The organism is Flammeovirga sp. MY04 (genome assembly GCF_001682195.2).
GTDB classification, from domain to species: domain Bacteria; phylum Bacteroidota; class Bacteroidia; order Cytophagales; family Flammeovirgaceae; genus Flammeovirga; species Flammeovirga yaeyamensis.
In genome coordinates, this window is sequence record NZ_CP003560.2 from 4504992 (window position 1) to 4520026 (window position 15035).

At 33.5% G+C, this 15035-nt stretch carries 17 protein-coding genes; 15 read left to right on the plus strand and 2 right to left on the minus strand.

Going from position 1 to position 15035, the window contains the following annotated elements; genetic code table 11:
- Positions 1-73 precede the first annotated feature (73 nt).
- From MY04_RS17875 to trpC, 4 genes are read left to right on the plus strand one after another with little or no spacing between them, the layout of a single operon-like run.
- A complete protein-coding gene (locus MY04_RS17875) occupies positions 74-1480 on the plus strand; it encodes an anthranilate synthase component I family protein (protein ID WP_066211929.1) in 1407 nt (468 codons plus the stop codon).
- Positions 1481-1498: 18 nt separating this feature from the next.
- On the plus strand, positions 1499-2071 hold the full coding sequence (locus MY04_RS17880) for an anthranilate synthase component II (protein WP_066211932.1): 573 nt from the start codon (positions 1499-1501) through the stop codon (positions 2069-2071).
- A 10-nt stretch (positions 2072-2081) separates the two neighbouring features.
- Positions 2082-3068 carry an anthranilate phosphoribosyltransferase gene (gene trpD / locus MY04_RS17885; RefSeq protein WP_066211934.1) on the plus strand — a complete coding sequence of 329 codons (987 nt, stop codon included), beginning with the start codon at positions 2082-2084 and terminating at the stop codon, positions 3066-3068.
- 14 nt (positions 3069-3082) lie between these two features.
- Entirely contained in the window at positions 3083-3865 is a 783-nt protein-coding gene (gene trpC / locus MY04_RS17890; RefSeq protein WP_066211936.1) for an indole-3-glycerol phosphate synthase TrpC, read from the plus strand.
- On the opposite strand, the gene MY04_RS17895 is transcribed toward trpC, so the two are convergent.
- Together MY04_RS17895 and MY04_RS17900 are read right to left on the minus strand one after the other, a co-directional pair.
- Positions 3849-4268 (minus strand): hypothetical protein, encoded by a 420-nt coding sequence (locus MY04_RS17895; RefSeq protein ID WP_066211938.1) that lies wholly within the window; start codon positions 4266-4268, stop codon positions 3849-3851. The genes trpC and MY04_RS17895 overlap by 17 nt on opposite strands.
- 36 nt (positions 4269-4304) lie before the next feature.
- Complete coding sequence (locus MY04_RS17900; protein WP_066211939.1) at positions 4305-4979, minus strand: hypothetical protein; 675 nt, start codon at positions 4977-4979, stop codon at positions 4305-4307.
- A 37-nt stretch (positions 4980-5016) separates the two neighbouring features.
- Between MY04_RS17900 and MY04_RS17905 the strand changes: the two genes are divergently transcribed.
- From MY04_RS17905 to MY04_RS17955, 11 genes are all read left to right on the plus strand, one after another.
- A complete protein-coding gene (locus MY04_RS17905; protein ID WP_066211940.1) occupies positions 5017-5688 on the plus strand; it encodes a phosphoribosylanthranilate isomerase in 672 nt (223 codons plus the stop codon).
- 6 nt (positions 5689-5694) lie between these two features.
- A complete protein-coding gene (gene trpB, locus MY04_RS17910) occupies positions 5695-6879 on the plus strand; it encodes a tryptophan synthase subunit beta (RefSeq protein WP_066211941.1) in 1185 nt (394 codons plus the stop codon).
- Positions 6880-7047: 168 nt separating this feature from the next.
- Positions 7048-7914 (plus strand): hypothetical protein, encoded by an 867-nt coding sequence (locus MY04_RS17915; protein ID WP_066211942.1) that lies wholly within the window; start codon positions 7048-7050, stop codon positions 7912-7914.
- Positions 7915-8060: 146 nt separating this feature from the next.
- The gene (locus tag MY04_RS17920) at positions 8061-8462 is read left to right on the plus strand and encodes a nucleoside 2-deoxyribosyltransferase (protein WP_066211943.1); all 402 of its coding nucleotides are present in this window, start codon (positions 8061-8063) and stop codon (positions 8460-8462) included.
- A 594-nt stretch (positions 8463-9056) separates the two neighbouring features.
- Entirely contained in the window at positions 9057-9812 is a 756-nt protein-coding gene (locus MY04_RS17925; protein WP_169055542.1) for an HlyD family secretion protein, read from the plus strand.
- A 19-nt stretch (positions 9813-9831) separates the two neighbouring features.
- Positions 9832-12027 (plus strand): peptidase domain-containing ABC transporter, encoded by a 2196-nt coding sequence (locus MY04_RS17930; protein ID WP_066211946.1) that lies wholly within the window; start codon positions 9832-9834, stop codon positions 12025-12027.
- A gap of 8 nt (positions 12028-12035) precedes the next feature.
- Positions 12036-12305 carry an HTH domain-containing protein gene (locus tag MY04_RS17935; RefSeq protein WP_066211948.1) on the plus strand — a complete coding sequence of 90 codons (270 nt, stop codon included), beginning with the start codon at positions 12036-12038 and terminating at the stop codon, positions 12303-12305.
- Positions 12306-12307: 2 nt separating this feature from the next.
- Positions 12308-13636 (plus strand): TolC family protein, encoded by a 1329-nt coding sequence (locus tag MY04_RS17940; protein ID WP_066211949.1) that lies wholly within the window; start codon positions 12308-12310, stop codon positions 13634-13636.
- A 157-nt stretch (positions 13637-13793) separates the two neighbouring features.
- Positions 13794-13934 carry a hypothetical protein gene (locus MY04_RS17945; protein ID WP_158297759.1) on the plus strand — a complete coding sequence of 47 codons (141 nt, stop codon included), beginning with the start codon at positions 13794-13796 and terminating at the stop codon, positions 13932-13934.
- An 8-nt stretch (positions 13935-13942) separates the two neighbouring features.
- Positions 13943-14083 carry a hypothetical protein gene (locus MY04_RS17950; protein WP_158297760.1) on the plus strand — a complete coding sequence of 47 codons (141 nt, stop codon included), beginning with the start codon at positions 13943-13945 and terminating at the stop codon, positions 14081-14083.
- Between the two features lie 48 nt (positions 14084-14131).
- A complete protein-coding gene (locus MY04_RS17955) occupies positions 14132-15022 on the plus strand; it encodes a CPBP family intramembrane glutamic endopeptidase (protein ID WP_084005957.1) in 891 nt (296 codons plus the stop codon).
- Positions 15023-15035: the final 13 nt, after the last annotated feature.

Below are 15035 nucleotides of genomic sequence, written 5' to 3' on the forward strand. Positions count from 1 at the left end.
AAAGCTCGCTGATCACTCAGTGAGCTTTTTTTATGTTCATACTTTTTGCAGTCAAAAAATAAATTAAAATAACATGTACCGTTTCATCAACACACACGCTGAATTACTAGCCGATACGGTGACTCCAGTAAGTATTTACTTGAGGGTGAGAGACCGTTTTGCCAATAGCTTACTATTAGAAAGTTCGGATTACCATGGGGCTGATAACAGTTACTCTTTTATCTGTTGTGAACCTGTTGCCGAGTTTTCAGTAAATGATAAAGAACTAAGAATTCAGTATCCTGGAGAAGAGGAGCAAAAGCGAAAACTCGATAATTATGAGGAAGCTTTAGCGGCATTATCGACCTTCTCGAAGTCATTTGAATACAAAAATGAGGAACACCAAAAGTTCGCTTCTCATGGTTTATTCGGATACATGACTTACGATGCGGTACAATCGTTCGAGGAAATTACTTTTGATAAGGATAAAGTAGATACAGAGATTCCTCAGATTCGATATCAAGCATTTAGATATGTGATAGCGATCAACCACTTTAAAAATGAGCTGCATATTTTTGAGCACATTCCTGAGGGGGAGGCATCAGAAAGTAATATCGAAGAAATTAAGACATTGATCAAAAGTAAAAACTACCCTGCTTATCATTTTTCGAGAGTGGGAGAGGAAACGACCAACTTCACTGATCAAGAATTTTTAGATGTGATTAAGAAAGGAAAAGATCACTGTTTTAGAGGAGATGTTTTCCAAATCGTTTTATCAAGACGTTATCAACAAAACTTCCAAGGCGACGAGTTCAATGTATATAGAGCCTTGAGATCAATTAACCCATCACCTTATTTATTCTATTTCGATTACGGTACTTACAAGATCTTTGGTTCATCGCCGGAGGCACAAATTATTATAAAAGATAAGCAAGCAACGATCCACCCAATTGCTGGTACATTTAAGCGTACAGGTAATGATAAAAAGGATGCGGAAATCGCTCAAGAGTTATACAACGATCCAAAAGAAAACTCAGAACACGTCATGCTAGTTGATTTAGCTAGAAACGATTTGAGTAGAAATGGAGATGAGGTAGAAGTAGAAGTATTTAAAGAAATCCAATATTATTCTCATTTGATTCACTTGGTATCTAAAGTGAATGGTCAGCTTACAGAAGGCACAGATCCTTTGAGAGTGGTGGCCGATACTTTCCCTGCAGGTACATTATCTGGATCGCCTAAATACAAGGCTATGGAATTAATTGATAAGTACGAAAACGTGAGAAGAAGTTTCTACGGAGGTGCGATTGGTTTTATGAGTTTTGATGGCGATTTCAACCACGCAATTATGATCCGTTCGTTCTTAAGTTTAGATAATCAGTTAACGTATAGAGCGGGTGCAGGTGTAGTGGCACAATCATCGGAAGAAAGTGAATTGCAAGAGGTGCACAACAAATTGGCAGCACTAAGAAATGCAATGGACAAAGCGGAGAATTTATAATAGAGAAGAAAAGAAGAGATGAAGAATAAGATATTAGTGCTCGATAATTACGACTCGTTTGTGTACAACTTGGTGCATTATTTAAGAGAGTTAGGGCAAGAGGTAGATATATTTAGAAACGATAAAATTACTTTAGAGAAAGTCGGTAAATACGACAAAATCCTTCTTTCTCCGGGACCGGGTATTCCATCAGAAGCAGGCATTATGCCGCAGGTGATTAAAGAATATGCCTCGTCGAAAAGTATTTTAGGCGTTTGTTTAGGGCATCAGGCCATAGGTGAAGCTTTCGGTGCATCATTAGAAAATAATTATCCATTGCATGGTGTACAAGACACGGCACAGGTAACGACTCCTGACGCTCGTTTGTTCCAAGGATTGCCTAACACATTTAAGATTGGACATTACCACTCTTGGGTGATTCAATCGGATAGCTTAGCAGGAACACCTTTGCAAGTAACCGCTAGAGACGAAAAAGGCTATGTAATGGCCGTTCAACATAAAGAATTTGATGTTCAAGGCGTACAATTCCATCCAGAATCGGTATTGACAGAACACGGTATGGAAATGCTTAAAAACTGGGTACAGGGATAAATCAAGGATTATGAAAAAGATTTTAAACAGACTTTTCGAGTACGGTTCTTTGTCGGAAGTAGAGGCAAGAGAAACCTTAACTAAACTGGCACAGGGAGAGTTTAACCCTTCTCAGATTGCTGCATTTTTAACGGTGTATTCTATGCGAAGCATCACCGTGGAAGAACTTACTGGTTTTAGAGATGCCATGTTGGAATTATGTCTAAGAATTGACTTAGACGATTTCGATGCCATGGATTTGTGTGGTACAGGTGGTGACGGTCAGGATACGTTCAACATCTCGACTTTATCATCGTTTATTGTAGCAGGTGCCGGACAAAATGTGGCCAAACATGGTAACAATGGTGTGTCTTCTGTGTGTGGATCGTCTAACTTGATGGCCCATTTCGGATACGATTTCACCAACGATGTCGATACACTGAAAAGAAATTTAGAGGAGGCAGGGATTTGCTTTATTCACGCTCCATTGTTCCACCCAGCGATGAAAAATGTAGCGCCGATTCGTAGAGAATTGGGTGTGAAAACATTCTTCAATATGTTAGGACCAATGGTAAACCCATCTTTCCCTAAGAAACAAATTGTAGGTGTATTCAGCTTAGAAATTGCTCGTTTGTATGGTTACTTATATCAGCAAACAGATAAGCAATTTGCCATCCTTCACTCGTTGGATATTTACGATGAGATCTCTCTAACATCTCCATTTAAGATGATTACTAAAGATGCTGAGAAGTTACTGAAGCCAGAAGATTTAGGATTGAATTATCAGACGAAAGAATCTTTATTTGGTGGTGGATCAATTGCAGAGTCGGCAAAGATCTTCACTGATATTTTGGAGAATAAAGGTACGGAACCTCAGAAGCAAGCGGTATTAGCCAATGCAGGTGTAGCGATTGCCACTGGTAAGGGTCTTCCATTAATTGAAGGTGTTGCCCAAGCGAAAGAATCCTTAGAATCGGGTGCAGCATTGAACTCATTCAAAAAATTAATAGCACAATAAAAGGTCGATATCAAATGACTATTTTAGATAAAATCGTTGCCCACAAAAAGATTGAGGTAGCAGCAAGAAAAGAAATTTTGACAGTGGCAGATTTACAATCAAGACCACTATTTGATAAAGAACCAGTATCAGCGAAAGCGTGGATTGGAAGTCCCACGAAATCGGGTATCATTGCTGAGTTCAAAAGACAATCACCTTCAAAAGGACTAATTAACGGTACTGCCAAAGTATCTGATGTTGCCGAAGGATATTTCAAAGCTGGAGCATCTGCGATGTCTGTTTTAACGGATCAGGAATTTTTCGGAGGAACAGTAGATGATTTATTAGCTGCTCGTTCAGTTTCTCCGGTGCCGATTATCCGTAAAGATTTCATCGTTGATGAATATCAGATTATTGAGGCAAAGTCGATTGGAGCAGATTTTATCCTTTTGATTGCTGCTTGTTTGACTCCAGAAGAGAGTAAGCAATATGCTGCAGTAGCTAGAAATTTGGGTATGCAAGTACTTCTTGAGGTACACAACGAAGAAGAGTTAAATGCACATGTTGATCCATGTATGGATTTAATCGGTGTAAATAACAGAAACTTGAAAACGTTTGAGGTAAGCATCGAAACGTCTAAGGCGTTGGCAGAGAAAATCCCTAACGAATTTGTGAAGGTATCGGAAAGTGGAATCAGTAATATCGAGAATATCAAAGAGCTGAAAACGTACGGTTATAAAGGCTTTTTGATAGGAGAGAATTTCATGAAAACGGAGAATCCAGCACAAGCGGCTATCGACTTTATTGGTCAACTTTAGTTTTCTTGAAGAAAGGCTGTTTCTTTTCAGAATGAAAGCGAAGTCGGTTCACCTGAGGGTAATAATCAAAAGGTCTGTAGAAGGTATCTCTACTTCCTGCCATGCGGTAGCTACCCAATACTTTTAGGTTATCACTTTTGATATACACTTCAGCAGGACCATCTTCAGTTCCATAAACAACGACCAAACCAGAACGATGGTGAAGGTCTATGGAATCTGCAGTAATTTCAATTTCAGGACCAATAAAAACGGCGTTTCCTCTTAGACAGAGCATGTTTTTCTTCTGATCGATATACGCATTATCGGCAGTATAATCGAGAGAACGCTCTCTGTCGTAGAACTGTCGGTTGCATCCGGAAAGAAACAAAACAACGAAAAGAAGAAGGAAACTGATGTTTTTCATATATCAAAGATAGTAGTTGCCTCCTTCTTTTTGAAATTATTTTAAGGGGCGGAGAATATTTGTTTCACTGTTGTAAATACAGTCTTGTTTCAAAATTAGGTATCCGTTTTTATCGATCTTTGATTTAATTTTTCCTTGGATCGAAATAATTTCAGGGTTTGTGATAATTGTTAGAATGTCTTTTGAAATGTAAATGGAAATATCTTTTGTGTAGAAGTTATACTGAATTTTATTTCCCTTTACCATAAATAATTCAAATTTGATTTTAGCATTTTCAGACAGTGTGATAATTTGTTCTTTCATTAAGAAATTAATAGAATCAGCTTCACATTGAGGAAAAAATTCTAGTTTCTTTTTACTGTTTTCTTTTAAGGTTAAAGAATCGATAATGATAGAATCTAATTCAACAACATAAAATGCTTTTTTAGAAGGTATTATTTGAAATTTTTCTTTCCGTGTATTTGGGTGATTGGTAACAAAAATATTATTGAAATAAGTGGAAGAGAAAAAGATAGTATCCATGTTTGAATTGAATCTTATTGTATCAGTTTCAAATAATCTTTTTGAAATACTTATAGAAGCATTTTTAACTAATGTAGTAATATTTCCTTCAGTAAAAGTTTTGATTGATTTAAATTCAGGTTGCTGAGAAAACACCATCAAAGGAGAAACAAATAATAAGGAAACCAGGATTAGTTTTTTTATAGACATAGTTTTGTGATAGATAGATTGAGTTAAATTTTAGTTCATGATCAAAGACAAACAAAATATCAAAACCGTCAGTTGGAAGGTTTGTGGAATGAGAGATCAAAAGAATATTTATGATGTCTTAACATTGGAGCCTGATTATATGGGCTTTATCATGTACCCTCCTTCATCGAGGTTTATAGAAAGAGAAGACGTTTCTTTCTTGGAAGAAAAATGGTCGAATGATATTCCAACGAAAAGAGTAGGAGTGTTTGTGAATGAAGAGGAACAAACCATTCTTGATTTCGCTAAAAAATATCATTTTGATGTCATTCAACTGCATGGAAAAGAGACTCCCGAGTTGTGTCAGTCATTAAAAGAAAAGGGATTTGAGGTGTTTAAAGTTTTCGGAATTAAAGATGAGTTTAATTTTGAAGTACTAAAGCCTTATGAAGCATTTGTGGATTACTTCCTTTTCGATACGAAATCGCCTATACATGGTGGAACTGGAGAAACATTTGATTGGGGAGTTTTAGAACAATACAATTCAACAAAACCTTTTCTGTTGAGTGGTGGACTTTCACTTGAAAATATTAAGAATATCAGAAAGTTAGATCACTTACCTTGCAAAGGAATTGATGTAAATAGTAAATTTGAGATATCACCGGCATTAAAAGATGTGGAGCAATTGACTTCCTTATCAGTGTGGGTGAAATCCATCAACGATAAATAAAGAAATATGACTTATCAAGAACCAGATCAGTATGGCTATTATGGTCAATTTGGAGGAGCATATATTCCAGAAATGCTTTATCCGAACGTTAAAGAGCTGAAAGAAAATTATGAGGCAATGATTGCCGATCCAAAGTTTAAAGAAGAGTTTGATGGATTATTGAAAGACTATGTAGGTCGTCCAACACCTCTATACTTTGCGAAAAAATTATCTGAAAAATACGGAGCGAAAATTTATCTTAAGCGTGAAGATTTGAACCACACAGGTGCACATAAAGTGAACAACACTATTGGTCAGATTTTATTAGCGAAACGATTAAACAAAAAGAAAATTATTGCAGAGACAGGTGCTGGTCAACACGGTGTGGCTACAGCAACAGTTTGCGCTTTGATGAACTTGGAGTGTATCGTTTATATGGGAGAAATTGATATCGCCCGTCAGCGTCCAAACGTAGAACGTATGCGTCTTTTGGGAGCCACAGTTGTTCCAGCAAAAAGTGGTTCTAAAACATTAAAAGATGCGACGAACGAAGCGATGCGTCACTGGATCAATAACCCAACAGATACACATTACATCATTGGATCTGTAGTGGGACCTCACCCATATCCTGATATGGTGGCTAAATTCCAGTCGGTTATTTCTGAGGAAATGAAATGGCAATTAAAAGAGAAAGAAGGTAAGGAAAACCCAGACCATGTGATTGCATGTGTGGGTGGTGGCTCAAATGCTGCAGGTGCTTTCTATCATTATTTAGATGCTTTGGATGTGAATTTAGTAGCAGTAGAAGCGGCAGGTTTAGGTGTTGAGTCGGGTGAGTCGGCAGCGACAACAGCTTTAGGTACACCAGGCGTTTTACACGGATCAAAAACTATTTTGATGCAGACGGAAGATGGTCAGGTGGTAGAACCTTATTCGATTTCTGCTGGTTTGGATTACCCTGGTATCGGACCAATCCACGCACACTTATTTGATTCTGGAAGAGCTCAATTCAAATATGTTACCGATGATGAGGCAATGACAGCCGGAGTAGAATTATCGAGATTGGAAGGTATTATTCCAGCGGTAGAATCTGCTCACGCTTTTGCTGCACTAGGTAAAATGGACTTTAAACCAGACGATGTAGTGGTAGTCAATTTATCGGGTAGAGGCGATAAAGATTTAGAAACGTACATTAAGTGGGGGAATTATTAATTCATTTAATTCAAAAATATAGAAGTCATGGGAATCCGTTCTCATGACTTTTTTTGGCTCTTTTTCGGAACAATAGGAGAAAAATAAAGAAATACTACTTCGTTTTTTCAACGTAAATAAAGAATGTAAAACGCTAATTAAAACTTAAACTTATAATACATTCTAAAAATGAAGCTAAATACTATTATTTCTATTGTGATGATTTTCTTCTTTTCATCATCAATTTATGCTCAGCTAATTCCTGTTGAAATTGATTTATCGAAGAAAAACCCAACTTATCCATTTAAACCTTCGGATATGCCACATTTCACTAATAATACAGACGATATAGAGTTATCCTCTCCCGTTTCTGTACTTACAGAGGAAGGTGAATATGTCAGCGGACAGATCAAATTTGTTTCTGGTAGTATTGATAATATTATCACTCAAATTCATGTAAAAGATCAGGCTACTGGTCAAAAAGTGAAACTAAAGCTGGAAAATATTAAATCCGTTTTTATTGGGACCTCAAAAGATGTGAAGGTAAGTGATCTTGTCAATCAACATCAATCAATTAGTTATGTAGGTGATAAGGATTTATCTAAAGTGATGATTTCTAAATCTCAGGTTTCTTATTTTGAGAAAATCGATATCACAAAAGGTAAAAAAGTAAAGCCTGTATTATTACAAGCCATCAATTATGATTCGAGTAATGAGGTGACCGTTTTTTATGATCCAAAAGGAAAAAACACCCAAGTGAAAGTCCATCTTCAAATAGAGGAAAAAGGGTATAAGTTTAAAGGAGCTGTAATGGAGTTTGTTCCTAATTCATATTATGTGAAGAACAATGCAAACAATGAGGTTGCCCAAATTTCTGAAAAAGAGTTTAAAAAATCGGGAGGAAATTATCCTGAAAATATATTCATGAATCAAGCAGTAGTGACAAGATTAAGTGAAGGAAATGAAGCTTCAGTAATCAAGTACTCTAAAGACAATTGGGCATTCTTTTTAATGAATGCAATCAATTATAACCAGCACGTTCAAGTAGAACTTTAAGCTAGCATAATATTTTGATGTAAATTGTAACGCCACTATTAACTTTAATTGTTGATAGTGGTTTCTTTGTTAAAAAAAAAGGTAGATCAATCTTGAATATCAAATTTTTATATAGCTTTAGACTTTAGATTAAACTCAATTTTAAAATGAAAATATATTTCTCTGGTTCTATCCGCGGAGGACGTCAAGATGCTCAATTATATCAAGAAATCATTTCCCATTTAAAAAAATATGGGGAGGTGCTCACAGAACATATCGGACAAATGGATCTCCAAGAAGATGCAATTACTGATGTCGAAATTCATAATCAAGATATGGCTTGGCTTATCGCCTCAGATGTGATTATTGCAGACGTGACTGTTCCTTCTTTAGGAGTAGGTTATGAAATTGGCAGAGGTTTAGAAATGAAAAAGCCGATTTACTGTTTCCACAGGGGAGAAAAAACTTCTGCGATGATATCGGGTTGTAAGGAGATTAGCACCTATAAGTATGAGACTTTGGAAGCGGTGAAGGGGTTGATTGATGGGGTGTTTGAAAGTATGGGATAAAAATGGTTTTAGTCTTTATAGAATAGATTTTTTATGTAGTTGTAAAAAAGTAAGAAAAAATAGTATTTAAGCTGTAGTGTTATATAATACTTTATTCTTTCTTTGATTTATTTAAATTCATTAACAAGTTTTGATTTTGTAATAAATTATACTGTTTAATGATTTAAATATGAAATTCTTACCTTCTGAGCTGGTTAAGGTAATGATGCCCAACTATTATTCTGAACTAAACAAAACTTCAAAATCAATTTATTTCGTATTGGTTTTTTTGTTTGTATTTTTTTAGGGTGTCTACCTATCATTAAAGTACCAATAACGGTACAATCTTATGGCATTGTACGTCCTGTACATGAAAAATTTCAATTACAATCTCCCTTAACGGAAAAAGTACTTGATGTTAAAGTTTTTGATAATTCTAATGTAGATAAAGGTCAAATTTTACTTGTATTGGACACTATGGAGCTACACTTCAAGAAAAAATTTTCTCTAAAGCATCATCAATTATTAAAAAAGCAATCTCACGATATTCAATTATTATTGAGTTTAACTGAGAATAAGTTAATTCACAGAGGAGATTTTCTGACTAAGAATTATTTGAAAAAGTATGAAGATTATTTGAATGATATTTCTTTTTTGGAAGAAGAAGTTAAATTAGCCTCAAAAAATCTAATTCGAAATCAAAAATTAGCTAATGCTAGAGCTATCTCCCAAAAAGAATTGGATCAGTCCGAATTACAAATTAAAAAGGCTAAAAGTAGTTTAGGTCAAAGACAAAAGAAAGCACAAGCTGAGTGGGCATTAGACCTTGATGAACATCATGTGAAAATAGAAAATCTAAATGCAGAAATAGCACAGATTGACAAACAAATTCAAAAACATTTTGTGTATGCTACAATAGGTGGTGTACTACAAGATTTTAAAGGGATTCATGAAGGAACAGTGTTATTTGCTAATCAAAAAATTGGAGAAATTACCCCACAATCTGATCTAATCGCTGAATGTTATATTACACCTAAAGATATTGGTTGGTTAAAAGAGGGCATGTCTTCTGTTTTTCAAATAGATGCTTACAATTATAATGACTGGGGGACACTTAATGGAAAGATTAAAACGATTTACCATGACGTTACCTTAATTGATAAACAACCTATTTTTAAAATAAAATGTCAATTGGATCAAGACTATCTCACTCTTTCTAATGGTTATAAGGGGCAAATAAAAAAAGGAATGACATTAAGGGCTAGATTTATTGTTACAAAAAGAAGCCTCTTAGATTTATTATATGATCAAACTGATGATTGGTTAAATCCGATTCGAAATCAATCTTCAACAAGTATTTCTAAAAACTAATTATACTAATAACTATTTCATGAAACTGACAAAATTAAAAGTCAAACAAAGAGACATTACAGATTGTGGTGCTGCTTGTTTGTTGTGTGTGTCCCGATATTATGGTGCAGATTTTTCAGTAGCCAAAATAAGACAATTGGCTTCTACTGATCAAAAAGGAACGAATCTTTTAGGTTTAATTGAAGCAGCAAAAAAAATAGGATTAGATGCGAAAGGAGTTAAGGGTAATATTGAAGTTCTCCCTGAAGCTACTTTTCCTGCCATTGCACATATGGTTTTACAAAATGGTTTACATCATTTTGTAGTCATTACAGAAGTGAAAAAGGATAAAGTGACCGTAATGGATCCAGGGGATGGACAATTTCATTCCTATTCTAAAGAAAAGTTTACTCAGTTATGGTCTGGAGTTTTATTACTCATCACACCATCAGTTAATTTTGAGAAAAAAAATGAGTCTGTATCAATTGGGCTAAGATTTTGGGATTTAATCAATGTACATAAAAGCGTACTCATACAAGCCATTATTGGAGCATTAGTTTTTACAATATTAGGATTAAGTACATCCATTTATATCCAAAAAATTGTGGACTATGTATTGGTAGACGGAAATAAAAATTTACTGTGGCTTTTAAGCATAGGTATGTTTGTTATTTTAATTTTTCAACTCATTATAGGAGCCTTAAAAAGCCAATTAGTACTTAGAACAGGTCAAATGATTGATGCTCGATTGATATTGGGTTATTATCAACATTTGATAAAACTGCCCCAACGTTTTTTTGATACAATGAGAGTTGGTGAAATTGTATCTAGAATTAATGATGCAGTTAAAATACGTGCATTTATTAATGATAGTGGAATATCTATTGTAATTAATGTATGTATTTTAATTTTCTCTTTTTTTGCAATGTTTATCTATTCTTGGAAACTAGCAATTATTATGTTTGCTATTTTACCTATTTCGGGAGGACTTTATGCTTTTGTTAATTATCGAAATAAAAAATATCAAAGAAAATTAATGGAAAGTAGTGCTGAATTAGAGTCTCAATTAGTAGAATCCATTGATTCTATTCGGACAATCAAACGAATGGGAATTGAAAATTTTGCCAACCTAAAAACGGAAATCAAATTTATTGATACACTTAAAAATGTTTTTAGTACTGCACAAACACATATTTTCTCTGAGAATGCTACACATTTCGTATCTGTATCTTTTACTATTATTATTCTAGGAGTTGGAGCCCATTTTGTGCTAAATCAAGAACTTACCCCCGGAGAATTATTATCTTTCAATGCTTTGTTAAATTACTTAACAGGTCCTGTCGGAGCATTAATTAGTATGAATTCACAGTGGCAAGATGCTAAGATTGCAGCAGATCGATTATTTGAATTAATGGATTTGGACAATGAACAAGTGAGTGATGAGAGAGAAAAAATCACACTAACTGTAGAGAAAGTAGACACTATTATTTTTCAAAATGTTCACTTTCGTTACGGTTCAAGAGTTGATGTATTTGAAGATTTAAATTTATCTATCCCAAAAGGGAAAATGACTGCAATAGTAGGAGAAAGTGGTTCAGGGAAATCAACAATTGCTGCTTTATTACAAAAAATATATCCAATTCAAAAAGGACAAATTTTATTAGGTGATACTAACTTAAATTATTACACAAAATCTTCAATACGTCAAGTAATAGGTGTAGTACCTCAGAATATTGAGCTTTTCAAAGGTAGTGTCTTAGAAAATATTGCTTTGGGAGATTTACAGCCTAATGTAGAAAAAGTAATAGGTATTTGTAAAGATTTAGGTATTCTTTCATTCATAGAATCTTTACCTAATGGTTTTCAAACGGAAGTTGGAGAAAAAGGAGCATCTCTTTCAGGAGGACAACGTCAACGACTAGCAATTGCAAGAGCTTTATACCGTGATCCGCAAGTGTTGATATTGGATGAACCTACGGCATCATTAGATAGTAAATCGGAACAATATGTTCAGGGAGCAATACAGTTTTTATTACAACAAGGAAAAACTATCATTGTTATTGCACACCGATTATCTACCATCCAGCATGCTGATAAGATTATTGTATTAGATAATGGACATTTAGAAGAAGAAGGTATCCATTATGATTTATTGTCGAGAAATGGTAAGTACAAAGAATTATGGGCTTCCCAAATACCTTCCAATATTCAAGAATTACTTCAAGTACCAAACTAAAATAAACTATGAAACTTCAAGAACAACTATTAAGGATAAAAAGAATTGACGATTTAATCAGAAGAAAAGCTACAGGTACTCCTCAGGAATTAGCAACAAAAATGGATATTTCGGATAGAACTTTAAGAAACCTGATTTCTATGATGAAAGATATGGGTGCGGAAATTCATTATGATCAGTTAAGAGGGAGTTACACTTATACAAGGCCGTTTTACTTCTTTTTTGGATTTTATCATGAGGATATGGCTTCCTCTATTGCTCAATATAAAATGAATTAACAATGAAAAAAATACATTTATTAAGTTGGTTTCTTTTGTATGCTTTTTCAGTTAAATCCCAAGAAAGATTGTCTTTAAAGCAAGCAATAGAATTTGCATTGATTCATAATTATGATTTACAAATAGCACATCAGGACATATTACAAAAACACCAACAAAATACTTGGGGTAACGCAGGAAGGGCACCTCAAATTTCTTTATCAAATAGTAATAGAGGTTTACAGCAAGTTAATCAACCTGCAACACCTTTTTCATTAGAAGGACAGAATAATAATTTAACAATAGATGCAAGTGTTGATTTAAGATGGGTTGTTTTTAATGGAAATAAAGTAGGTTGGCAAAAAAAACAATTGAATACACTCGAGAATTTGGCAATAATATCATATCAGATAAATGCTGAGAATACTATTGAAAGTGTGATGCAACAATATTATAAAGTTGTTGTAGAAAAGGAGAAATTAATTCTATTGCAAAAGGTATGTCAATTTTCAAAGTTAAGGGTACATCAATTTCAAAAAGGAATAGAACTTGGAGAAAATACTTATTTTGAGTTGACAAGAGAACAATCAAATTGGTATACAGATTCATTACTAGTATTGCAACAAGAATTAAATTTATCCAAAGCCTTCACTCTATTAAATCAAATAATTGGTCAAAATTTAGTTTCAAAAAAATACCATTTAACAGATACATTAGACATTCATTTTATGTCATTAGATGAGCATACGATAAAAAGTAAAACCTTATTTTTTAATTCTAAATTGAAGGAAGCAAAAGAACAATTGGTAAAAAATACAATTGAAACAGAGATTTCTAAAACAGAAAGGCAGCCTCAGATATTATTTGAGTCTGGCTATCAACGTAATTTAAATTGGTTAAAAGCAGATTATCCTATAATAGATGGAGGAGTAGCTACACAAACCAATAAAGGTCATTTGTACGGAGGTTATATTGGAGTAATGTTAAGTTTACCATTGTTCAATGGTGGACAGATTAACAGAAAAATACAATCGAGTAAAATCAAGCAATATCAGGCTCAACTTGGCATTGATAAGCAACAATTATTGTTAGAAAGTAACATCAATCAGTTGATGGACGAATATTATTATCATCAGCAAAGACTTTTGGTATTACAACAAGCTAAAACAGTTACAGAAGATAATCTCAATTTATCAGCACAACAGTTGGATTTAGGAGCAATAAATATATTTGATTACAGACAAGTACAAAATGCAACATTATCAGCATCTATTAATTATTTGGACGCACAATATCAAATGATATGTTCTCAAATAAATATTTTAAAAATTAGTGGAGAAATTTTAAATTAATTTTTTCACGGCAAAATTTTTTCCGTGACAAATCAGATATTTGAGTTATCAAAATAAAGCTAGCAACACTTTGATTATCTTTCTTTTAAGGGTGCCGAAAATTAGAGGATTGATATAAATAAATAGAGTAGGTGACAAACTGAAAAAACTAATTATTATGAAATTTCAGGAAATGGAACTTGAGGAAGTTCGAGAGGTTAATGGTGGATACCTTTGGGTATGGGCTGCAGCAAATTTAGGGTTAGCCCTTTCTAGTTTTGTACAAGGATTTAATGATGGTGTAGAATCAACTAAATAGATAATAACATGAAAGAATTGAATAAAAAGGAACTTGTAGAAACAAGTGGTGGTAATTTTTGGTATGATTTAGGGTATTTTATTGGAAGTCTACACACGTCCGATAGACCAAACTATAGTGTTCGTCATAGAACTAAATATGGTGAATAAATTCTCATTAAGCCTCAGTTTAGAACTGAGGCTGTTTAATATATTACTATGAAACACCTCAAAAAGCTATTTTTCCCCTTTCTAATCATCTTTCTATTTATCATTGTTGACTTAATACTAATTTTTTTATCAAATGTTATTCTGAAGGTAGATTTAAGTTTTACGGATTTTAGTTCCATTTACAGCATTTTGGTAATAAACATAAAATCAATCATTGCAGCAATTTTGGCATTCGTACTTATGTATAGACATCAATTAAAGAGATGGTATAAAATGAATGTTGGAACTTTAAATTCAATAAAAAGAAGAGATGTTTTTACTGGTATTCTTTTTCCTTTTATTGGTATTACAATTACAATAATCAGTCTAAAACTATTTTCTCAAATTGAACTAAATCAAGCATTTCCAAAATTAAGCGATCTATTATTATTAGGTTTAGTTTGTGTTTTGGTTAGTATAAAAGAAGAAATTTTATGTAGAGGATATGTTCTTAGAGAATTGATGAAATCCTATTCAAATAAGTATATTCCTTTGTTTATATGTTCTTTTGGTTTTATGGCACTTCATTGTTTTAACCCTAATTTATCTATTTTGGGTATTATTAATTTATTCTTAGCAGGATTAGTATTAGGAATAAGCTATGTGTATACTAAAAATTTAATCTATCCTATTTTTTTGCACTTCAGCTGGAACTTCAGTCAAATGTTTTATGGGTTTAATGTAAGTGGGTTAAAAATGCCTACTAGTTTTTTCAAAATAGATTATATTTCTTCAAATGATTTTCTGACAGGCGGTGAATTCGGTTTAGAAGGAGGTTTAATCGGTATTATTTTGAATCTGATACTCATTTATATTTCATATGTACTTTATCATAAGAATAGAAGAGTAAAAATAATCTCAGATGATTTGAAAATACCTAATATTTCATTTGATCAATAAAATTAAAAAAAGC